Raw genomic sequence first — 21,319 nt, forward strand, 5'->3', positions numbered from 1 at the left:
ACGACACGCTAAAGCACGGCGGAAGCGCCGCGCTGCACTGCGGCACTGCATAAGCGCGGGGTGTGCCATCCCGCAAGTGGTCCACGAACCGGAAACATGAACATGTCCTCTGCCGTAGCGTCAGCAACCCGCGAATCCATGCGTCGCCTGCACCGCGCGAGCGAACCGGATGTTCTAAAACCGCTGCTCGCGCGCGCGGCGCTCACGCCTGATTCGCGGGAGCGGGTGATGGACACTGCCTCGGGACTGCTCGCCGACCTGCGCGCGGCGCAATCGCGCGGCTGGGTGAACCAGTTCCTGCAGGAATATCGGCTCAATTCGTCTGAAGGCGTTGCGCTGCTGAGTCTCGCCGAAGCGTTCCTGCGCGTGCCTGATCCCGAGACCGCCGACCTGCTGATCTCCGACAAATTGGGCGAGGCGAACTGGCGCAGCCACGCGGGACAGTCGAACAGCCGCCTCGTCAATACCGCCACCTGGGGGCTGGTGGTCGGCCGCGCGCTGGTCGGCGAGGGTGAGGCGGGGCCGCTCAAGCGCCTGCTCAGCCGCGCGGGCGAGCCGTTCGTGCGCCAGGCGGTCGGCGCCGCGATGAAGATGATGGGCGAGATCTTCGTGATGGGGCGCACCATCGACGAGGCGATGCGCCGGATGAAGAAGCCCGACAATCGCGGCTTCACCGCCAGCTTCGACATGCTAGGCGAGGCGGCGCGCACCACCGCGGACGGCGAGCGTTACTTCAAGGCATACGTCGACGCGATCGACGCGGTCGGGCGTGACCCGTCCGCGGGCCACTCGATCTCGGTCAAGCTCTCCGCGCTCCACCCGCGCTACGAGGTCGCCAAATGGGACGAATGCGTGCCCGCGCTGACCGAGATGCTGGAGGCATTGGCGGTGCAGGCGGCGGGCAAGGGCATCGCGCTGACCGTCGACGCGGAGGAGAGCGAGCGGCTCGACATGAGCCTCGACATTATCGGCAATGTCGCAGCGCTGCCGTCGCTGAACGGCTGGGACGGGTTCGGCATGGCGGTGCAGGCATACGGCAAGCGCGCGCGCCCCGTCGTCGCCTGGGCCAACGAGCTCGGCCGCGTGATGAACGTGCGGCTGGTCAAGGGCGCCTATTGGGACAGCGAAATCAAGCGCACCCAGGTCGAGGGGCTCGAGGATTATCCGCTGTTCACGCGCAAGGCGTCGACCGACGTCAGCTATCTGGCGGTCGCGCGCGACATGCTCGACGCGCCCAACATCCGCCCGGCGTTCGCCAGCCACAATGCGCTGACCGTCGCGACGATCGTCGAATGGGCGGGCAATACCCGCGACTTCGAGTTCCAACGGCTCCACGGCATGGGTGATGGGCTGTACGAGCGGCTGGTCCGCGACAACGGCTATCACTGCCGCATCTACGCGCCGGTCGGCGGGCACCGCGACCTGCTCGCCTATCTCGTCCGCCGCCTGCTGGAGAATGGCGCGAACTCGAGCTTCGTCCACCAGCTCGCCGACGCGCGGCTAACCGAGGACGAGATCCTCGCAGATCCGGTGACCAAGATCGCCGCGCTGGGTGGCGCGCGCCACGGATCGATCCCGCTGCCGGTCGACCTGTTCCGCGCCGCCGACGGGCACCGCAACTCGATGGGCATCGACCTCGCCGAGCGTGACGTGCTGGAGGCGACGACAAAGGCGGTGCGCGCGCCGGTGAACCTGTCGGTGACGCCGGTGAGCACGCAGGAGGTGCGCGACGCGGTGTCGCGCGCGCACGCCGCATTTCCTACGTGGCGCGCGACCCCGGTCGAGGCGCGCGCCGATTGCCTCGATCGCCTCGCCGACCTGCTCGAACGCCACCGCGACGAGTTGATGGCGATCTGCGTTCAGGAAGCGAAGAAATCGATCGCCGACTCGATCGGCGAAGTGCGCGAGGCGGCCGATTTCTGCCGCTATTACGCGATGCAGGCGCGCGCGAAGATGCAGCCGATCGAGCTGCCCGGGCCGACGGGTGAGCGTAACATGCTCCACATGGACGGCCGCGGCGTGTGGGCGACGATCGCGCCGTGGAACTTCCCGCTCGCGATCTTCCTCGGCCAAACCGTCGCCGCGCTGGTGACGGGCAACACCGTGGTCGCGAAACCCGCGCCGCAGACGCCCGCGATCGCCCGCCGCGCGGTGGAACTGGCGCGTGAGGCGGGCGTGCCCGCCGACGCGCTGATCCTGGTGCCGGGCGGACCCGAGGTCGGTGCCGCGCTGACCGCGGACGCGCGCGTGCAGGGCGTCGCCTTCACCGGATCGACCGCGACCGCGAAGAAGATCGCCCGCAGCCTGCTCGACGACGATGCCCGCCCGATCGTGCCGCTGATCGCGGAAACGGGCGGGATCAACGCGATGATCGTCGATTCGACCGCGCTGCCCGAACAGGTCGTCGCCGACGTCGTCACCAGCGCGTTCCGCTCGGCGGGGCAGCGCTGCTCGGCGCTGCGCCTGCTGTTGGTGCAGGAGGATATCGCCGACGGGCTGATCGAGATGCTGTCGGGCGCGATGGACCTGCTGACGCTCGGCGATCCGGCCGACCCGGCGACCGACGTCGGTCCGGTGATCGACCAGGACGCCTACGACCGTCTGATGGGGTACCGCGACAGCGTGCGCGAGCGCTGGGTCAAGACGATCGACGCGCCCGCCGACGGCCTGTTCGTGCCGCCGACGCTGATCCGGCTCGGTGGAATCGAAGACCTCAACCGCGAGTGGTTCGGCCCCATCCTGCACGTCGCGACGTGGAAGGCGGGCGAGCTGGAACAGACGATCGCGCGCGTCAACGCCAAGGGTTACGGGCTGACGATGGGGCTGCACAGCCGCATCGCGCGCGCGGCCGAGATGACCGAGGGGCTGGCGGCGGTCGGCAACCTCTACATCAATCGTTCGATGATCGGCGCGGTGGTCGGATCGCAGCCGTTCGGCGGCGAGGGGCTATCGGGCACCGGGCCCAAGGCGGGCGGGCCGCATTATCTCTACCGTTTCTGCGCCGAGCGTGCGGTATCGGTCGACACGACGAGCGCGGGTGGCAATGCGACGCTGCTCAGCCTCGACGAAGGCGGTATCTGAGGCGGACACGACAACGGCCGGGCGTCGCGAGACACCCGGCCGACGTATGGTCGTCTAGGTCAGGCGATCAGCGGCACTTAACGTTGCCGCGGTCGATCGAGCGGCCGAGCAGCGCACCCGCGCCACCGCCCGCGAGCGTGCCGAGCAACCCGCCGCCGACGAGGTTGCCGAGCGCCGCGCCGCCGACTCCGCCCACCACCAGGCCCGTCGTACCGTCGTTGCGGCGGCAATAAGCGCGCCCGTCATTGCCCCGGTAGATGCGGTCGTTGCGGCCGAGCCGGCGCTCGCCGCCGCGACGTGCGCGATAATCGTCGCGCGGGTTCCAGTTACGGTCGTCGCCGTGCCAGCGATAGTCGCGGTCACGATCGCGGCGCTGCGCGTCCGCCGAGGTGGCGACCATCGGCGCGGTCAGCGTCGCCATCGCGGCGAGCGAGAACAGGGCGTTGCGGATCATCGTGTTTTCTCCTTCGACCCATGCAACGCGGGACGATCGGGGAGGGTCCATCGGCGAACGGCTTGTCCTCGGATGCCCCGCGGCTATCTAGGGCGACTTTCATCGGAGTCTGTCATGGATCACAGCAACGAGCGCGAGCGCGCGCGGATCGCCAACCTGCTGCGGCTCGACGCGATCAATCAGCCGCCCAACGCGATGCTCAACGAACTCGCCGAGGTCGCGGCACTGGCGCTCGATTGCCCGATCGCGATCATCAGCCTGGTTGCGAAAGACCGCATCTGGCTCAAGGCATCGCCGGGGATCGACGGCCTCGACCAGCTCGCCCGCGACGAGGGGCTGTGCGGGTCGGCGGTGATGCAGGACGACCCCTGGGTGATCGAGAATGCCGCGGTCGACGTGCGCGCGCTCGCCAATCCGCTGGTCGCCGGCGACTTCGGCCTACGCTTCTACGCCGGTGTGCCGCTCAAGGGGTCGGACGGGCATAATCTGGGCATGCTCGCCGCGATCGACGCCAAGCCGCGGACGGTGAGCGAGCGTGAACTGCAGATCCTGAAAAAGCTGGCCGAGGTCGTGGTCCACCTGATCGAGGGGCGGCTGGAGGAACGATTGCTGGTTCCGATCACATCGGACGCGTGACTTGTTCGAGCATCAACGCGCCCTTGTGCGTCAGCAACGCACCGCGCGCAACCGGCTCGTCGCCCACCCCGATCAGCAGCGCCTCGATCGCGATCAGTCCTTCGTCGATCAGCGCGCGGATCGCCTGCACGAACAGGCGATGCTCGCCGGGCGTGGTCGGGTCGAGCGTCGACGGCGCGAGGTCGATCGCCCGCGGCCACTCGTTGTGCAGGACCTGCAACACCGCGCCCGTGATCGCAGTCTGGCGCAGCGTGTCGAGGAGCGGGATGCCGGTCATGCCGCATCCCTAGTGATAGGAACGCGTGTAAAAAAGTGTGAACATCGGCCGCATTTTGTCGCGTTGCCGTAACGTCACCACCGCTGGTCACGCGCTTAATCTAGGCGTCGTCACGTGGCCCGCGATCGTCGGATATCCGGCGCGGATCGATCAACCGCCCGTCGGGTGCGGCGGTGTAATTGACCTGCATCGGATAGGCGATCGTCAGCCCTTCCTCGTTGCAGCGCTTGAGGATGGCGATGCCGGTGCGGTGACGGCCGTTAAAACTCTCGGTGAAATCGGCCGAAGGGCTGTCGAACTGCACGTCGAAGTCGAGGCTCGACGTACCGAATTGAAAGAAGCCGCAGCGGACATAGGTCATGCCGCACGCCTCGATCACTTCCTTCATCGTGTCGGGGAAGCGTTCGAGCTGGTCGGTCGGCGTTTCATAGGCGAGGCCGATGATGAACTTGCTGCGGCGGCGTTCGCGCACCGTGTTGTTCTGGATTTCCTTGTCCAGCAGGTTCTTGTTGGAGATGACGCGCAACTCGCCGTCGATCCCGCGGATGCGCGTCGACTTGAGCCCGATCTCCTCCACGGTGCCCGAGGTGCTGTCATAGGTGACGGCGTCGCCACGGCGGAACGGCCGGTCGAAGATGATCGCGAGCGCGGCGAACAGATCGGCGAAGATGCCCTGCGCCGCCAGACCGATCGCGATGCCGCCGACGCCCAGACCCGCGACCAGCCCGGTTACGTTGACGCCCAGGTTATCGAGCACGACGACGAAGGCGATGGCGAACACCGCGAAGCTGACCAGCAGACGGATCAGCCCCAACGCACTGCCCAGCGCCTCGCCGCCCAGCCGTTCGTTGCGCGTGCGGTGCTCGATTGCGCCCAGGATCAGCTCGCGCGCCCAGATCGCGGCCTGGAACACCGCAGCGACCGTGAACAGGAAGGTAACGGTCGAAGACACGTCGACCGGCGCGCCCGCGTAACCAACGACCAGCTTCGCCGACAGCAGCACGATGAAGAAGCCGTGCGTCCGCTCCACCGCGCGGCCGAGCACCGCCGACCAGCCCTTGCCGGTGCGGCTGCGCGCGACCAGTCGGGGGCCGAGCCCGCGCAGCCAGAACAAGGCGGCGGCGATCGCCACGCCCGCGCCGATGCCGATCAGGATCTGCAACCAATGCGTGCGCAGCCATAGGGCGCTGGAGGCGAGCAGACCCTCGACCTGATCCTGCACCTGCGCGGTGTCGATATGCGGTTTGCGCGCGGCGGCCGCGGCCGCAGTGTTGTTGGTGGTCATCTATTCTCTATCGTTCGCGCCGAACAGGTCAGGCGGCCGCCGCCGCCTCGACCTCCGCGCTCAGGAATGCGATCAGCCCGCGCTCGGCGCGCGTCAGGTAAGGCGTCGCGCGCGGCAGCTTGAGCTGTTCGCGAAAGGCGAGTTGCGCGGCCTTGCTCTTGCCCAGCTCGATCAGATCGGGGTGGACGTAGGATTTGCGCGCGATCGACGGCGTGTTGCCGAGCCGCTCGACCACCGGCTCCAGCATCGTCTTGAGCGTGATCGGCTCCTCAGCCTCGGCCAGCGTCTCGAACGCGACGACGCTCGCACCCCAGGTGCGGAAATGCTTGGCGCTGAAATCCTCGCCCATCGCTTCCTTGATGTAAGCATTCACGTCGGACGAGCTGATCGGGCGCGGCTCGCCGTCGGCGTCGACGTACTGGAACAACTTCTGCCCCGGCAGATCCTGGCACCGCTTGACGAACTGCGCGAGGCTGCGATCGGTGATCGTCAGCATTCGCTCCTTGCCCGATTTCGCGCGATATTTGAGCTTCAGCGTCTTGCCCGCGATCTTCGCGTGACGATCGCGCAGCGTGGTCAGCCCGAAACTCTTGTTGGTCTTGGCGTAGGTTTCGTTGCCGATGCGCAGATTGTGCGTGTCGAGCAGCTTCACCACCGCGGCGAGCGTACGGTCCTTGTCGTGGCGGCGGTGCGCTAAGTCCTCTTCGACCTGCCGGCGCAGCTTAGGTAGTGCGAGGCCGAAGCTGACGCACTTGGAGTATTTCGCCGCTTCCTGCGCGGCGCGGAACTCGGTGTGATAGCGATATTGCTTGCGGCCCTTCTCATCCCAGCCGACCGCCTGAACGTGGCCGAATGGGTCGAGGCAGAACCAGGCGTTGACGTAGGCGGGCGGCAGGCCGATCGCGTTCAGCCGGTCGATCTCGTCGCGGTCGGTGACGCGCTCGCCATCGGGCGTCCAGTAGCTCCACTTGCCGCCGCGCGTCTTCTTCCGCGTGATGCCGGGCTCGCTGTCGTCGCAATAGTTGATCGTCGCCGTCACGCTCGCCGTCACCTCCTCATCGCCTTTGCAAATGCGTGCGTGCCGGCTTCGTTCCCGGAACGAGCATGCGGGGGCGGGGGTTCAGGCAGACCCCTTTTACGGAGTTTCCGACATGGCCGACCTATCCAACCTGCGCGTGCTGATGCTTGCCACCGACGGTTTCGAGGAAGCCGAATTGTTCGAACCGCGCCAGGCGCTGCTCGACGCCGGCGTCCAGGTGACGCTCGCCTCGATCAAGACCGACGAGATCCAGGGCGTCGTCAACGACAGCGAGAAGGGCAAGACGATCACCCCCGACACGACGCTTGACGCGGTCGACACGGAGGAGTTCGACGCGCTGGTGCTGCCGGGCGGCGTCGGCAACCCTGACAAAATGCGCCTGCAGGAACGCGCAGTCGAGATCGTCGAGGAGTTCATGGACGACGACAAGATCGTCGCCGCGATCTGCCATGCGCCGTGGCTGCTGGTCGAGGCCGACGTGGTCGATGGGCGCACCGTGACGAGCTGGCCGTCGGTACGCACCGACCTGGAGAATGCGGGCGCCGACGTGGTCGACGAGGAAGTGGTGGTCGACGACAACCTCATCACCAGCCGCAAGCCCGACGACATCCCCGCGTTTAACAAGGCGATCATCGCGGCGCTGACGCAGGTCGCGGCGGGCGACAACGCCTGATCCACCAACCGTCACCCCGGACTTGATCCGGGGTGACGAAGCTAGGCGACCGCCGCTCGGGCCTCGCGTGCCGGGCGGCGGCGCTGCAACAGCACGAACGCCGCCTCCTTGCGCAGCCGCGCCAAATAGGTGTCGAGGCCGATCTGAGCGCCGAGCACGAAGTATAGGTAGCTCTGGAACGCGATGCCGACGAATGCGCCGCCGAGCAGGTAGATGAGTTGCGCGTGCTGCAATGCCTCCGCTAGTCGCCCGGCCCACGCCTGTCCGGTGCCGTCACCGTCACCGCCACCGCCACCGCCACCAACGTCCTCGTCCTTGATATAGCGTCGCCGCACCACCTCCATGCGGACGAGTCCGATCAGGTTGATCAGCATCCACAACGCGAACCCGGGATAGCCCTGCTCGCCCAGCATCTCGAAATAGCTCGAATGATAGGCGCGACTCTTGTCGACCGTCAGGCCGCGTTTCACCGTGGTGCCCGCGCCCGACCCTTCGACGCTGACGGTGTCGTAGCGGATCTGGTTCTGGCGATACGCGTCGAACCCGCCGCCAAACGGGTGCGTCTTGGCGTAATCCCACGTCCACTGCCACACCGCGATTCGCGTCGAGGCCGATTCGTCGGCCTGATAGGTCTTGATCGTCCCCATTCGCTCGCTGAACGCGGAAGGGAGGAACGGCACCGCGACCAGCCCGGCGAGCGCCAGCGCGCCCAGGTACAGCATCCGCCGCTTGACCGTCCGCAGCATCAGCACCGCGAGCAGGCCGATGCACAGCAACCCCGTGCGCGCCGAGGTGCCGACCGGGATCAGCAGGCAGGAGAAGGTCAGCGCATAGGCGAACAACCGCACGCGGGCGTCGGGCACGAACAAGGTGCCGTCGCGCGCCAGCCACAGAATGATCGGGATCAGCGAGATCGACACCGCCGAGATGATCGACCCTTCGTACAGCCCCGAATTGTTCGCGACCATCAGGTTGAGCTCGCCATATCCGCCGCCCGAGGCGAGCGTCTTGATCCCGCCGACGATGATGATCGAGGCCGCGGACAGCACCACGAACAGCAGCAGCGACTCAATCCTGAGCCGCGTGCGCAAGGTGAGCGGCAGAAAGGCGGCGAACGCCAGGTTCTTCCACACCCATTCCCATTTATCGAGCGCTTCCACCGGGAAATCGGCCGCTCTGGTGGTGGCGTAGCAATAGGCGAGCAGGATCACGAACATGGCCTGGCGCGGCGCGAAGCGGCTGTCCGTCTTGTCGTCGGCGATGGCCCAGCCGAGCACCGCCAGCACCACCGCGATAAGGCTGATCGGCACGCTGTTGAGCATGTAATAGGTCAGCCGCTGCGGCGAGATGATGTCGATGTAGATATACGCCAGCACGAACAGGAACGGGCGGCGAAACCCCGTGCCCCATAATGCCAGCAGGAAGCCGATGAACGCGAGGTCACGCACGACGGCGGCGGCGCTCCATCGCATCCGGCGCCTTCGCCTCGCGGTCGAGATCGGGACGACGCAGCAGCATGAACGCGGCGAGCATCATCAGCCCGTGCGCCAGCCCGAGCGCGAAATTGTCGATCATCGCCGCACCGTCCTCATGCGCTCGGCGATACGCGCACGCGGTTGACGCGGCGTTAAACCTGTCGGGTGCAGATGGTCGTCATGCGCATCCTCCACGTCCTCGATCACGGTTTGCCGCTGCAGAGCGGCTACACCTTTCGCACGCGCGCGATCCTCCACGCGCAGATGGCGCGCGGGTGGCAGGTCGCGGCGGTGACCGGCGCGCGGCAGGGCGCGACTGCGTTGGCCGAAGAGACTGTGGACGGGATCGACTTCTTTCGCACCACGCCGCCGCGCAAGCTACCGGCCCCCCTGGGGGAGCTGCGCGAGATCGCCGCACTAGGGAGCCAAATCGACACGGTGGCGACACGCTTTCGCCCCGACGTGATCCACGCGCACTCGCCGGTGCTGGGCGGGCTCGCCGCGCTGGGCGTGGCACGCCGCCGACGCCTGCCGTTGTTGTACGAGATCCGCGCTTTCTGGGAGGATGCCGCGGTCGGCAACGGGACGGGCACCGAGGGCAGTGCCCGCTACCGCGCCACCGCCGCACTGGAGACGTGGCTGTGCCGCCGCGCCGATGCAGTGGCGGTAATCTGCGAAGGCTTGCGCGGCGACCTGATCGCGCGCGGCATTGCACCGGCCAAGATCATTGTCTCGCCCAACGGCGTCGACCTGGGCTTGTTCGGCACGCCGCCCGAGCGCGACTCGGGTCTGGCCACCGAACTGGGGCTGGGAGACGAGGTGATCGGCTTCATCGGCAGCTTCTACGATTACGAAGGGCTGGACGACCTGATCGCGGCGATGCCCGCGCTGGTCGCGGCGCGGCCGCGTGCGCAATTGCTGCTGGTCGGCGGCGGGCCGATGGAAGCGGCCTTGCGCGCGCAGGCGGCGGCATCGCCGGTGTCGACCGCGATCCGCTTCATCGGTCGCGTGCCGCATGCCGAGGTGGAGCGTTACTACGGGCTGGTCGACGTGCTCGCTTACCCGCGCAAGCACATGCGGCTGACCGATCTCGTCACGCCCTTGAAGCCGCTGGAGGCGATGGCGCAGGAACGGATCGTCGCCGCCTCCGACGTCGGCGGCCACCGCGAGCTGATCCGCGACGGCGACACCGGGACCTTGTTCCGCGCCGACGATCCGGCGGCGATCGCCGCGGCGCTGGCCGGGTTGCTCGCCGATCGTAGCGAATGGCCCGCTAGGCGCCGGCGCGCGCGCGCCTTCGTCGAGGCCGAGCGTAACTGGTCGTCAAATATTGCGCGCTACGAACCCGTTTACCAAACACTCGCGCACGCGCGGCAGGACGGAACATGGCAGCCACATTCTCCCTTGAACGCGTGAGGCATCACATCATCCCGGCGGTCGCGAGCCTGGTCGGGCTGGGCGTCGCGATCGGCATCGTGACGGTGCCGAGCGACGTGCTCAACGCCGCGGTCGACCGCGGGGGTTTCGCGACGGTCCTGCCCGCCGCCGCGTCGCCGATCGGCGCGACCGGGCGGACGCTGATCGCGCTGCTCGCGGGGCTGTTGATCGCTGCGTGCGGGTTCGCGCCGCAGTTGAAGGCGATGCTGGTCGAGCGGGTGGACGCCTTCGCGCGTCGCCCGCGCGCCGCCGCGCCGGGCGAGGAGGACGCGCCCATCGTTCGCCGCGCCGACGCGCACCCCGACGCGCCGCCGCGCCGTCCGATCCGCGCGGCGAGCGACCTGGGCGATCCGCTGCCGATCTTCGGTGAGGAGGATCGCCGCTCCGCACCGCTGCCGCCGCCGCTGGAACGATCGCTGCCCGACGACCTCGACCGTCCGCTCGCCGACTTCGATCCCGCCGCGGTGCCGCTGCGCCCGATGGCGCCGCCTGAGCCGGTCGCGCCGCTGGCCTGGAGCGCCGAGCCGTCGCCCGCGGTGGCCGCTGTCGTACCGCCTGTTGCTGAATCGGTGGTTTCGCCCGCTGCGCCACGCTTTGCCTGGCTCGCGCCGGAAGAGGTCGACGAACCGATGATCGTCCAAGCGACTTCGGTCGAGGATCGACCGCGCCCGATCATCGTCCCAACCGCCGAAGCCGAACCGACCGAGGCCGCACGCGTCCCGACGTTCGCGCAACCGGAGTCACGCCCGGCCGAGCCGCCGATGCCGCACCAGGTCGCAGCCGACGAGGTTGCAACGGCGCATGAGCCTCTGCCGACCCGAGCCGAAGCGGATGCGATCGAACCGCCGGTTCCGCCATTCAAATCCGCCGCGGCCGAGCCTCTGCTACCTCCCCAGCCACTAACCCGGCACGCCGAGTCGTTCCCCGCCGAGGCGCGCCCCGCCGTGCCGCTCCAAAATGCGGCCACCACCACGCCCCGCGCGGTAAAGCCGCCTGCACCCGAGCCTATCGAGGACGAGTCGATCGCCGGTCTGCTCGCCCGGCTGGAGCGCGGCGCGGCGCAGCGCCGCATCGTCGCCACGCCCCCGGCCTCACCGGCTTCCGCACCACCGCCCGTCGCCAGCGCGCCGGCCACCCCGCCGCCGGCGCCCGACGCCGGGCCGGTGTCGCTCGACGAGACGTTGCAGCGGCTGCGCCGACTCGCCGCGAACTGATCACGCCAGCGCGACCGTCACGCCCTCCAGCCGGAAACGCGCGTTCGCTCCCGCATGGTCGCGCGCGCCGATGCGCAGCTCCGCCGCCATGTGGCCGGGCACCGACAATTCCGCCTCCGCCAGCGCGGAAAGCCACGCGTCGAGCGCGTCGCCGCGCGCGCCGCTCGCTTCCACCACGTGGCGCTGCCCGTTGAAGGTCGCCGAGCGCCACTCGCGCGCGGCGTGGCTCGCGATCGTGATCGGCGCACCTGCGCGCCTGGCCGAGGCGCACAGCGCGCGCTCGAAGCGTTCCACCGCGCGCATCAGCGTTGCTCCAGCATCGCGGACACGCGCGCGCAGATGCTCGGCCCCGGCACGCGCCCACGACGCAGGTCGTGGACCAGCCGGGGGTCGCGCACCGCCAGCCGCCCGAACTTGGTCTCAGGCATGCCGGTGTGGCGTAGATATCGGTCGATGTCGGTCAGCAAGGTCATTCGGCGCACTCCCACAAATCCATGTTCCCGCGAACATGTTCACGGTCTGTTCCGCATTTTCCAACTTGTCTAGGAAATTTCCTGCGCTACCCCGCTGGAATGATCGAGACACCCCGCGACGCGCTCGCTCGCCTGGCGCAGGCGCGCGGCACCAGCCTGTCGGCCTTGTCGCGGATGCTGGGGCGCAACGTCGCCTATCTTCACCAATATGTCCGCCGTGGCACCCCGCGCGACCTGCCCGAGCGCGAGCGGCGCGTGCTGGCGGCGTTCTTCGACGTGGCGGAATACGTGCTCGGCGGGCCGCCCGCCGACGCGCCGGCGCTGCTGCGCGTGCCCTATCTCGCGCTCGCGGCCTCGGCCGGGCCGGGCGCGGAGGCGGCGGGGGAGCGCGTTTTGCGCTTCGAAGCGTTCGCGCCCGAGATGCTGCGTGCGGCGGGCATAGCGGCGGCGCAGGCGTCGATCATCGACGTGCGCGGCGACTCGATGGCGCCGGGCATCCGTGATGGTGACCGCGTGTTGGTCGACGGCAGCGCGCGCGTCGTGCCGCCGGGCGGCGACCTGTTCGTGCTCCGCGTCGACGACCTCCTGTCGCTCAAGCGCGTACACCGTCGCGGCACGACCCTGGTGATCGAGAGCGACAATCCGGCCTATCCGATCGCCGAGCGCCCGGCGCGCGACGTGGCGGTGATCGGTCGCGCGCGGCTGTTGCTACGCGACCTCTGAGCCGCCCGTTAGACGGCTCTTAAAACATCGTCCGCGCGATCACTCCCCGCGACGTCGCCGGTCGATCAGCCACACCGCCAGCGCGATGCCTGCGCCGATCGCCAGCCCACCCAGGAAACCGAGTGACGGCTGACGCAGCACGAGCCCGATCACCGTCCCACCCAGCGCACCCGCGGCGATAAAGAAACCGCCCGCGGCGGAGGATCTGGTCGGCTGGCTCATGCCCGCGCTGTGCCACGTCGCCCCGGCCGACGCCAGCGTGACCAGTTCCGCTAGGGGTGAGGCCGGCACTACCGAGTCCAACACCGAGCATGGGCAGCCGCAGCACAATCACCTCTAACGCGACTTAACCCAGCCCGATCAGCTCTCAGCACGACCGAGCGCAGCACTCCGCCTCCCCCACATGCAGCGCGATCAAATCCGGCGCGACCAAGCCCAGATCGAGCATGCCTAGAGCGCTTAAGCCTTCGCGCGATCAGGCCTTCGCACAATCAGGCTCCTGCACGACGGTGCCTCAGCGCGACCAGTCGTGGTCGGTCCACGCCGGTGCACGCGCATTGCCCCTGTTGCCGCGCAGTTCCGCGAGCTAAGCCGCGACACATGGGTCCGCGTGTGGGGCGCCGCCGCACGCTGCTGTGCGCCGCCGGGGGAATTTTGGGACTGACCGCCGCCGCGAACGCGCAGCGAGCGCCCACGCCGGTCGCGTCCACGCCGGTCGCGTCCACGCCGGTTGCATCCACGCCGGTCCCGTCCGCGCCCCAGGCGATCCCCGCCGCCATGCCGCAATCGGGCGATCCAATCGACCTCGATCCGGCCGCGCCGCTCGCTGCCATGCCCGACATCGGCGTCGATTGGCCCGACCTCTCGGCCGCGCCCGCCACGCCCGCGACGCAGCGCGCCGACGTCGACGCGTTGACCCGCTACGATTACCGCGTCGAGGGGATCGACGGCGTCGCCTCCGCGCTGCTGCGCCAGCGCTTCGAGGAATTGTCGACGCTCGCCGCCAACCACGGCAAGGATGCCAATGCCGCGCAGCTCGACCGCCGCGCGCGCGAGGACGCCGACCTGCTCGTCACGCTGCTGAAGGGCGAGGGTTATTACGACGCTGCCGTCACCACCGCAGTGACCCGCGCTGACGGTGCCGGGGGCGGGGCCGGGGGCCGGCGCCCGGTGATCGTCCTCCAGGCAACGCCCGGCCCCTTGTACCGTTTCGCCGGCGTGACGCTCAACGGCGTCGCCGCCGCCGGCGACAAGGCCGTCGCGCTGGAACGAGCTTTCCCGGTCGCCAACGACGATCCCGTCAACGCCGATCAGGTCGCCGCCGCCGAGGCTGGCCTGCGTACCGCGGTCGGCGAACAAGGCTTCCCCTTCGCCAAGGTGGGCGAGCCGGAGATCGTGGTCGACCACGCGACGCGCACCGCGACGCTCGCGCTCGACCTGTCGACCGGCAGCGCGCGCCGATTCGGCCGGATTACCGCCAACCCGAACAATCGCGTGTTCGATGCCGCGCACGTGCAGGAGATCGCACGCTTTTCGCCCGGCGACCCGTACACCACCTCGGGCGTCGACGACCTGCGCCGCGCGCTGATCCAGACCGGGCTCGTGTCCACCGCGCAGGTCACGCCGGTGTCTGGTGCCACGCCCGACACGGTCGACCTCGCGGTGCGGCTGGAGCGCGCGCCCCCGCGCACCGTCGCGGCCGAGCTCGGCTACGGCACCGGCGAGGGCGCGCGATCCGAGGTGAGCTGGACCCACCGCAACCTGTTCCCGCCCGAGGGCGCACTCACCTTGCGCGGCGTGCTCGGCACGCGCGAGCAGCTCGGCGCGGTCGTGTTCCGCCGCAACAACTTCCGCGAGCGCGATCAGGTGCTGACCGGCCAATTCTCGATCGCGCACCTGCGCCGCGACGCGTTCGAGGCCAACACCCTGTCGCTCAGCGGCTCGCTCGAGCGGCAGACCAACATCTTTTTTCAAAAGACCTGGACCTGGTCGCTCGGCGCCGAACTGGTGGCGACCGACGAGCGCGACGTGATCGCCGCGACGGGTGAGCCGCGCCGCCGCACCTTTTTCATCGGCGCGCTGCCGACGAGCTTGGGGTACGACGGGTCGGACGACCTGCTCAACCCGTCGCGCGGCTTCCGCCTCGCCGGCCGGTTCAGCCCGGAGGCGAGCCTGCAAGGCAGCGTGTTCGGATATGCCCGCGCGCAAATCGACACCAGCGGCTACCTGCCGACGGCGCGCGGCGTGACGCTGGCGGGGCGGGTGCGCGTCGGCACGATCCTGGGTGCGCCGCGCGATCAGATCGCGCCGTCCCGCCGCTTCTACGCCGGCGGCGGCGCGTCGGTGCGCGGCTACGGTTTCCAGGCGATCGGCCCGCGCGACGTCAACAACGACCCGATCGGCGGGCGCAGCCTCGCCGAATTCTCGATCGAGGCGCGGATCAAGGCGTTCGGCAATTTCGGCGTGGTGCCGTTCTTCGACGGCGGCAACATCTACACCAACGGCACGCCCGATTTCAGCGAGTTGCAATACGGTGCCGGCGTCGGCGTGCGTTATTACTCCAACTTCGGCCCGATCCGACTGGACGTCGGCACACCGCTCAACCCGCAACCGGGCGACAGCCGCATCGCGGTCTATGTCTCGCTGGGGCAGGCATTTTGAAGCGCGGTTTACGCTGGTTCGCGGTCGCGCTGACCGGACTTGCCGCATTGGTTGCGATCGTCGCGATGGTGCTCGACAGCGACGTCGGACACCGCTTCGTCGCCGACCGCATCAACGCGCTGGAGCCCGCGAATGGTTTGCGCTTCCACGTCGGCGGCATCGATGGCTCGCTCTACCGGCAGGCCGAGCTGATCGACGTCCGCTTGAGCGACCCCGACGGCCTCGTCCTCGCCGTGCCGCGCGCGCGGCTCGACTGGAACCCGTTTGCCTGGGTCTCGAACCGGCTCGACATCACCGCGCTCGACATTCCGCAAGCGACGCTCGCCAAGCTGCCGCGTACGATCGACACGGGCAAGCAGGCGCCGATCCTACCCAACTTCGACATCGCAATCGGGCGCTTGCGCGTGTCGCGCCTCATCGTCGGCCCGCGCGTCACCGGCCGGCCGCGCGAAGGGCGATTGCAGGGCAAAGCGGACATCCGCTCGGGCCATGCCGCGGTCGACCTGTCGGCGCTGATCGAGGGCAGCGATGCGGTGTCCGCGCGGATCGACGCAGTGCCCGATGCCGGGCGCTTCGACCTCGATGTGCGCGCGCGCGGCGCCGCGACCGGCGTGCTGGCGCAACTGACCGGGCTCAAGCGCGCGCTCTCGCTCGACGTCGACGGCGTGGGCGACTGGCGGCACTGGCGCGGCACCGCGCGCGGGCAGGCGGGCGGCGCGCGCGTGCTCGACCTGTCGCTCGGCAACGACGCCGGGCGCTACACCCTGACCGGCAGCGTGACACCCGGCAGCATCACGCGCGGCAAGCTTCAGGCGCTCACCAGTCCGCGCGTCGCGGTCAACGGCACCGCGACGTTCGCCAACCGCCGTCTCGACGGCACGCTGTCGCTCCGCTCAGCGGCGCTCGCCGCCGAGGCGACCGGCGTGGTCGACCTCGCGCGCGCCGGCCTCGACAACGTACGCCTGCGCGCGCGCCTGCTCCGGCCCGAGGCGCTGTTCCGCAACATGCGCGCCACCGACATGGAGCTGCGCGCGATCCTCGACGGGCCGTTCCGCGCCTTCGCGTTCGATTACCGCATCACCGCGCGGCGCTTCGCGTTCAACCAGACCGGGTTCGAGCAGGCGCGCGCCGCCGGGCGCGACCGCTGGTCGAAGGCGCCGATCGCGCTGCCGGTGCGCTTCACCGCGGCGCAGGTGACCGGCGTCGGCCAGGTCGCGGGCGGTATCCTGCGCAACCTCGTCGTCGACGGCATTCTGCGCGTCACCTCCAGGCTGGTGACCGGCGACGACCTGCGCGTCCGCTCGGACAAGCTGACCGGGCGGATCAACCTGCAACTCGATCTGCGCGACGGTCAGTTCGACGTCGGCGTCAACGGCGCGCTCGGCCGCCTGCTGATCCCGGGGCTGGGCGTGGTGGACGTCGAGTCGCGATTGAGCGTGGTGCCCGGACCCGGTGGCCGCGGCACCCGCGTCGTTGGGCGCGGCAGCGCGCAGATGGTCAGGCTCGACAACGCGTTCTTCCGCAACCTGGCCGGCGGACTGCCGCACGTCGAGACGCAGCTAGAACGCACCCCCGACGGCGTGCTCCACTTTACCAACCTCGTCCTCACCGCGCCGTCGATCCGGCTTGCGGGCAGCGGGTACCGGCGCCGCGACGGCAGTTTCCATTTCGAGGGCGCGGGGCGGCAGGCGAGCTACGGCGCGCTGACGCTGGTGCTCGACGACCAGATCGAGCGGCCCACGATAGACTTGGTGTTCCAGCGCCCGAACGCCGCGCTCGGGCTCACGGGCGTCCGGGCGCACCTCGATCCCACGCCGACCGGCTTCGCCTTCACCGCCGCGGGCGGCTCGCGGCTGGGGCCGTTCACGACCGAAGGACAGATATTACTTCCCAAAGGCGGCACCGCGCGGATCGCGGTGGCGCGGATCGACGTCAGCGGCACGCGCGCGAGCGGCGCGCTCGACATCGTGCCCGGCGGCTTCGTCGGGCGGATGACGGTCGCGGGCGGCGGTATATCGGGCACGCTCGACTTCGCACCGCAGGGAACGGTCCAGCGGATCGCGGGCGCGCTCGACGCGCGCAGCGCGAGACTCGGCACCGTGTCGGTCAGGCAGGGGCATCTCGACTTCACCACGCTGCTCGATCCCGCGGCCACGCGGATCGAGGCGACCGCCACCGGCACCGGGCTCCGCCGCGGCTCGCTCGGTATCGCGCGCTTCGCCGGCAGCGCGCGGCTGAACGGCAACACGGGTGAGATCCGCGCCTCGGTCGCGGGCTCGCGCGGCGCGGGGTTCCAGATACAGACGGTGACGCAGATCACCCCCGACGGTTACGCGATCCAGGCGCAGGGCAAGGTCGGCAACCAGCCGATCCGACTCGATACGCCGGCACGGTTGCAACAAGAGGGCGACGCCTGGCTGCTCGCGCCCACCGCGCTGTCGTTCGCGGGCGGCCGCGCGCAGGTCTCGGGCCGCTTCGGCAGCCGCGACACCGCGCTCGACCTGAACGTCGAGACGATGCCGCTATCGGTGCTCGACATCGGCTACGCCGGGCTCGGGCTCGGCGGCAATGCCTCGGGCACGCTCCATTACGCCGCGGGGGGGGACGAGGCGCCGACCGGCCGCGTCAACATGACCGTGCGCGGGCTGACGCGCTCGGGGCTGCTGCAATCCTCGACTCCGATCGACCTCGGGATCGCGGGCGTGCTGACCGCCGACAAGGCAGGGGTGCGCGCGGTGATGGCGTCGGGCGGGCGCACGATCGGGCGCGCGCAGGCACTGCTCCGCCCGCTGGGGCAAGGCGACGCGGTCGAACGGCTGATCGGTGCCGGGCTGTTCGCGCAAGTGCGCTACGCCGGGCCGGCCGACACCTTGTGGCGGCTGACGCGGGTCGAGCTGTTCGATCTCGCCGGCCCCGTGTCGATCGCCGCCGACGTGTCGGGCAGCGTGCGCGCACCCCAGATCAGGGGACAGGTCCGCGCGACCGGTGCGCGCATCAGCAGCGCGACCACCGGCACCGCGCTCACCAACGTGCAGGCGGCGGGACGGTTCGCCGGATCACAGCTCGCGATCCAGAGCTTCACCGCCGACGCGGGCCGCGGCGGCACGGTGACGGGCACTGGCCGCTTCGATTTCGCGGGCGCGCAGGGCGTCGCGCTCGATCTTCGGATGCAGGCGAACCGCGCGGTGCTGATCGACCGCGACGATATCGGCGCGACGGTGACCGGGCCGCTCGTCTTCACCTCGAACGGCGCAGGGGGTCGAATTGCGGGCGACGTGCGGCTCGACGCCAGCCGCTACCGGCTGGGACAGGCGACCGTGGCGAGTGCGCTGCCACGCTTGAACGTGCGCGAGATCAACCTGCCTGGCGGCACCGGCGACGACGATGTCGCAGCGCCGTCGCCCTGGACGCTGGCGGTGCACGCGCGTGCGAAGGGCGGGTTGATGGTCAGCGGGCTCGGCCTGTCGTCCGAATGGTCGACCGACGTGAACATCGCCGGCACGCCCGACAATCCCGCGATTACCGGCCGCGCCGACCTGATCCGCGGCGATTATGAGTTCGCCGGTCGCGAGTTCGAGCTGGAGCGCGGCGTGCTGCGCTTCGGCGGCGAGGTGCCCGCCAACCCCGCGCTTGATATCGAGGCCGATGCCGATACGACCGGGCTCAACGCCTCGATCCGCGTGACCGGCGTCGCGCAGAAGCCGGAGATCACGTTCAGCAGCACGCCCGCGCTGCCGCAGGACGAACTACTCTCGCGGTTGCTGTTCGGCACCTCGATCACCAACCTGTCCGCGCCCGAAGCATTGCAGCTCGCCGCCGCAGTCGCCGCGCTCCAGGACGGCGGCAACGGCATCAACCCGATCAACGCGGTGCGCCGCGCCGCCGGGCTCGACCGGCTCCGCATCCTCCCCGCTGACCCGCAGACCGGGCAGGGCACCTCGATCGCGGCGGGCAAGTACGTGACGCGCCGCGTCTATGCTGAGATCATCACCGACGGTCAGGGCTATTCCGCGACCCGCGTCGAGTTTCAGGTGACGCGCTGGCTGTCGCTGCTGTCCTCGATCTCGACGCTCGCCCGGCAGAGCGGCAACGTGCGCGTGTCGAAGGATTATTGAGGGAGGGGCGCAGGAGAGAGGCCCTGCTCCCAATCCCGTCACCCCGAACTTGATCCGGGGCCCCGCTTCTAGACGTCGCACCAATCAGCCGAACTGCCGACACTGCGACCCTCCAGCCGCTGTCCTACAAACGACGCATCCGTTACGCGCGCGCTCGGCTACGCGCCGCGCTCTTTCACATCGCCATCGATCGCCACGCCGACGCCCGCCGCAACGCGCGTCGGTCCCACCCGAGTGCGTGTGCCGACCAGATCGACGCACATTCTCCCGCTAACCCATGACCTGGTTCGGGGTCCCGCTGCTGGGACAGGGTAGGAGAAGGGAGCGGGATCCCGGATCAAGTCCGGGATGACGAACCACTTTGGCTCTTTCGCTAACTATTCGACGCCATCGAAGAAGCGGCCCGCCGGATCAAATCGGGGCAACCGCTGAGAGGGAGCACCACCAAGCAACCCGCCGCGTTGGTGTGACCTTAGCGTGACCTTCCGGCACGATCTGAAGGAGCCCAGGCCAAAACTCACCTCGTCATCCCGGCCTTGAGCCGGGATCCCGCTGCCTTCTCCCACCTCGAAAGCCTGACAAGCGCCGTTGCGAGCAGAGAACAGTCAATCACGCACACCCACGCCTTGGCGTGACCTTCGCGTGACCTTTCGCCCCGCTCACAGCTCGTCGATCATCTCCGACAGCACCTCTAGGCACGACACGCCCAGCCGCTTCGACCGCTCCGCGCTCCAGCCGTATTCGGCGTCGGCGTTCGGATCATGGTCCTTGAACGGCATTTCCAGCGTCACCGACACCGCACCGAACCGCTCGGCGAGCTGGTTGGTCGACATCGACAAATTCGCCTTGCCCGGCGCCGACTTGGCGTAGCCCAGCTCGGTCTGGAAATCGGGGGTATGCGCCGCCAACCGCCGACCGAAGTCGTAGAACTTCTCGCCATGCGCATCGGTCCACGACGGGATGCCCTCGAACCCGGCGATAAAATTGGCCGCGATCGCCTCGTCGCCGTGGACGTCCATCGCGAAGGTCACGCCGGTGCGGTCCATCTCGGCGAGCACGCACAGCACCTCGGGGCTGCGCTCCGCGCTCGGCGCATGCCACTCGCGATTGAGGTTCACCCCCGCCGCGTTGGTGCGCAAATGCCCGCGGCGCGTGCCGTCCGGGTTCATGTTGGGCACGACATGGACGGTCGCCTTGGCCAGCAGCGGCTGCGCGGCGTCGCTGGTCAGCCAGTCGAGCGCACCCTCCATCCACCATTCGGTCATCGATTCGCCCGGATGCTGGCGACCGTAGAGCCACACCTGCTTCTCGCCCGACCCGACGCGGAAATAGTCGATCGCCTGGCCGTCGAGCGTTTGTCCCAGCTCGCGATGCGTGACCCCCGCCCGCGCCGCGATCCGGGCGATCAGATGCGCGTGCATCTCCATCGTATAGGGCGCGAAATAGCCGAACCACGCCAGTTCGCTCTCGCCGCTCCAGTCGAACTCCAGCACGCCGTCGGTGTAGCGCGTGTCGATCATGCGCCAGTGTTCGAGATCGGTCGAGGCACGCGTCTTGTACCCCGGCCAGCCGAACGGATACGCCGATTGCCCCGCGTTCAGGATGCGAAAGGTCGTGCGACCCGTCAGCCCGGCGGCGCGGAAGTAGAACCATTGAAAGAAGTCGGACTGGTGATCGCGCACGATCTCCAGGTCGACATGGGTGTCATGGACGGCGACGACGCGGATGTTGCCGCCATCGAAAGCGGCGTTGATCGATAGGGTCATGCGACGTGGC

General features: G+C 69.2%; 18 protein-coding genes. 8 read left to right on the forward strand and 10 right to left on the reverse strand.

Annotated features, from left to right (window positions below):
• Positions 1–138: 138 nt before the first annotated feature.
• A complete protein-coding gene (locus HRV97_RS06615; RefSeq protein WP_223176647.1) occupies positions 139–3,081 on the forward strand; it encodes an L-glutamate gamma-semialdehyde dehydrogenase in 2,943 nt (980 codons plus the stop codon).
• A gap of 67 nt (positions 3,082–3,148) precedes the next feature.
• Here the strand turns inward: HRV97_RS06615 and HRV97_RS06620 are convergent, their stop codons facing one another.
• A complete protein-coding gene (locus HRV97_RS06620; RefSeq protein WP_174193214.1) occupies positions 3,149–3,535 on the reverse strand; it encodes a glycine zipper 2TM domain-containing protein in 387 nt (128 codons plus the stop codon).
• A 114-nt stretch (positions 3,536–3,649) separates the two neighbouring features.
• Between HRV97_RS06620 and HRV97_RS06625 the strand changes: the two genes are divergently transcribed.
• Positions 3,650–4,171: a GAF domain-containing protein gene (locus tag HRV97_RS06625; protein WP_174193217.1), complete on the forward strand. Its 522-nt coding sequence runs from the start codon at positions 3,650–3,652 to the stop codon at positions 4,169–4,171.
• Here HRV97_RS06625 and HRV97_RS06630 read toward each other — a convergent pair.
• From HRV97_RS06630 to HRV97_RS06640, 3 genes are all read right to left on the reverse strand, one after another.
• Positions 4,155–4,448 (reverse strand): hypothetical protein, encoded by a 294-nt coding sequence (locus HRV97_RS06630; RefSeq protein ID WP_246248578.1) that lies wholly within the window; start codon positions 4,446–4,448, stop codon positions 4,155–4,157. The genes HRV97_RS06625 and HRV97_RS06630 overlap by 17 nt on opposite strands.
• 100 nt (positions 4,449–4,548) lie before the next feature.
• Positions 4,549–5,733: a mechanosensitive ion channel family protein gene (locus HRV97_RS06635; RefSeq protein ID WP_174193219.1), complete on the reverse strand. Its 1,185-nt coding sequence runs from the start codon at positions 5,731–5,733 to the stop codon at positions 4,549–4,551.
• 28 nt (positions 5,734–5,761) lie between these two features.
• Positions 5,762–6,784 carry a DNA topoisomerase IB gene (locus HRV97_RS06640; protein WP_343044452.1) on the reverse strand — a complete coding sequence of 341 codons (1,023 nt, stop codon included), beginning with the start codon at positions 6,782–6,784 and terminating at the stop codon, positions 5,762–5,764.
• Between the two features lie 100 nt (positions 6,785–6,884).
• Between HRV97_RS06640 and HRV97_RS06645 the strand changes: the two genes are divergently transcribed.
• Positions 6,885–7,445, forward strand: a complete 561-nt coding sequence (locus HRV97_RS06645; protein ID WP_174193221.1) for a type 1 glutamine amidotransferase domain-containing protein — start codon at positions 6,885–6,887, stop codon at positions 7,443–7,445.
• 41 nt (positions 7,446–7,486) lie between these two features.
• On the opposite strand, the gene HRV97_RS06650 is transcribed toward HRV97_RS06645, so the two are convergent.
• Together HRV97_RS06650 and HRV97_RS17635 are read right to left on the reverse strand one after the other, a co-directional pair.
• Positions 7,487–8,893 (reverse strand): DUF5935 domain-containing protein, encoded by a 1,407-nt coding sequence (locus HRV97_RS06650; RefSeq protein ID WP_174193224.1) that lies wholly within the window; start codon positions 8,891–8,893, stop codon positions 7,487–7,489.
• Entirely contained in the window at positions 8,886–9,020 is a 135-nt protein-coding gene (locus tag HRV97_RS17635) for a hypothetical protein (RefSeq protein ID WP_281356787.1), read from the reverse strand. Before HRV97_RS17635 ends, HRV97_RS06650 begins: the two co-directional genes overlap by 8 nt.
• Positions 9,021–9,100: 80 nt before the next feature.
• On the opposite strand from HRV97_RS17635, the gene HRV97_RS06655 reads away from it, so the two are divergent.
• A complete protein-coding gene (locus HRV97_RS06655) occupies positions 9,101–10,336 on the forward strand; it encodes a TIGR04063 family PEP-CTERM/XrtA system glycosyltransferase (protein ID WP_174193783.1) in 1,236 nt (411 codons plus the stop codon).
• Positions 10,306–11,571, forward strand: coding sequence for a hypothetical protein (locus HRV97_RS06660; protein ID WP_174193226.1), 1,266 nt, complete (start codon positions 10,306–10,308; stop codon positions 11,569–11,571). Before HRV97_RS06655 ends, HRV97_RS06660 begins: the two co-directional genes overlap by 31 nt.
• Here the strand turns inward: HRV97_RS06660 and HRV97_RS06665 are convergent, their stop codons facing one another.
• Together HRV97_RS06665 and HRV97_RS06670 are read right to left on the reverse strand one after the other, a co-directional pair.
• Positions 11,572–11,874, reverse strand: a complete 303-nt coding sequence (locus HRV97_RS06665; protein ID WP_174193228.1) for a hypothetical protein — start codon at positions 11,872–11,874, stop codon at positions 11,572–11,574. It lies immediately after the preceding gene.
• Positions 11,874–12,044, reverse strand: a complete 171-nt coding sequence (locus HRV97_RS06670) for a hypothetical protein (RefSeq protein WP_174193230.1) — start codon at positions 12,042–12,044, stop codon at positions 11,874–11,876. The genes HRV97_RS06665 and HRV97_RS06670 overlap by 1 nt, the downstream gene beginning before the upstream one ends.
• A 99-nt stretch (positions 12,045–12,143) precedes the next feature.
• Here HRV97_RS06670 and HRV97_RS06675 point away from each other — a divergent pair, with 99 nt between their 5' ends.
• Positions 12,144–12,767 (forward strand): S24 family peptidase, encoded by a 624-nt coding sequence (locus HRV97_RS06675; RefSeq protein ID WP_174193232.1) that lies wholly within the window; start codon positions 12,144–12,146, stop codon positions 12,765–12,767.
• A 39-nt stretch (positions 12,768–12,806) separates the two neighbouring features.
• Here the strand turns inward: HRV97_RS06675 and HRV97_RS06680 are convergent, their stop codons facing one another.
• The gene (locus HRV97_RS06680) at positions 12,807–13,058 is read right to left on the reverse strand and encodes a hypothetical protein (protein ID WP_343044453.1); all 252 of its coding nucleotides are present in this window, start codon (positions 13,056–13,058) and stop codon (positions 12,807–12,809) included.
• 309 nt (positions 13,059–13,367) lie between these two features.
• Here HRV97_RS06680 and HRV97_RS06685 point away from each other — a divergent pair, with 309 nt between their 5' ends.
• Positions 13,368–15,428 carry an autotransporter assembly complex protein TamA gene (locus HRV97_RS06685; RefSeq protein ID WP_174193234.1) on the forward strand — a complete coding sequence of 687 codons (2,061 nt, stop codon included), beginning with the start codon at positions 13,368–13,370 and terminating at the stop codon, positions 15,426–15,428.
• Positions 15,429–15,493: 65 nt separating this feature from the next.
• Positions 15,494–19,543: a translocation/assembly module TamB domain-containing protein gene (locus HRV97_RS06690; RefSeq protein WP_174193785.1), complete on the forward strand. Its 4,050-nt coding sequence runs from the start codon at positions 15,494–15,496 to the stop codon at positions 19,541–19,543.
• Between the two features lie 659 nt (positions 19,544–20,202).
• Here the strand turns inward: HRV97_RS06690 and HRV97_RS06695 are convergent.
• A complete protein-coding gene (locus tag HRV97_RS06695) occupies positions 20,203–21,309 on the reverse strand; it encodes a M14 family metallopeptidase (RefSeq protein ID WP_174193236.1) in 1,107 nt (368 codons plus the stop codon).
• Between the last annotated feature and the right edge of the window lie 10 nt (positions 21,310–21,319).

This window comes from Sphingomonas hominis (assembly GCF_013328205.1).
Classification (GTDB): Bacteria; Pseudomonadota; Alphaproteobacteria; order Sphingomonadales; family Sphingomonadaceae; genus Sphingomonas; species Sphingomonas hominis.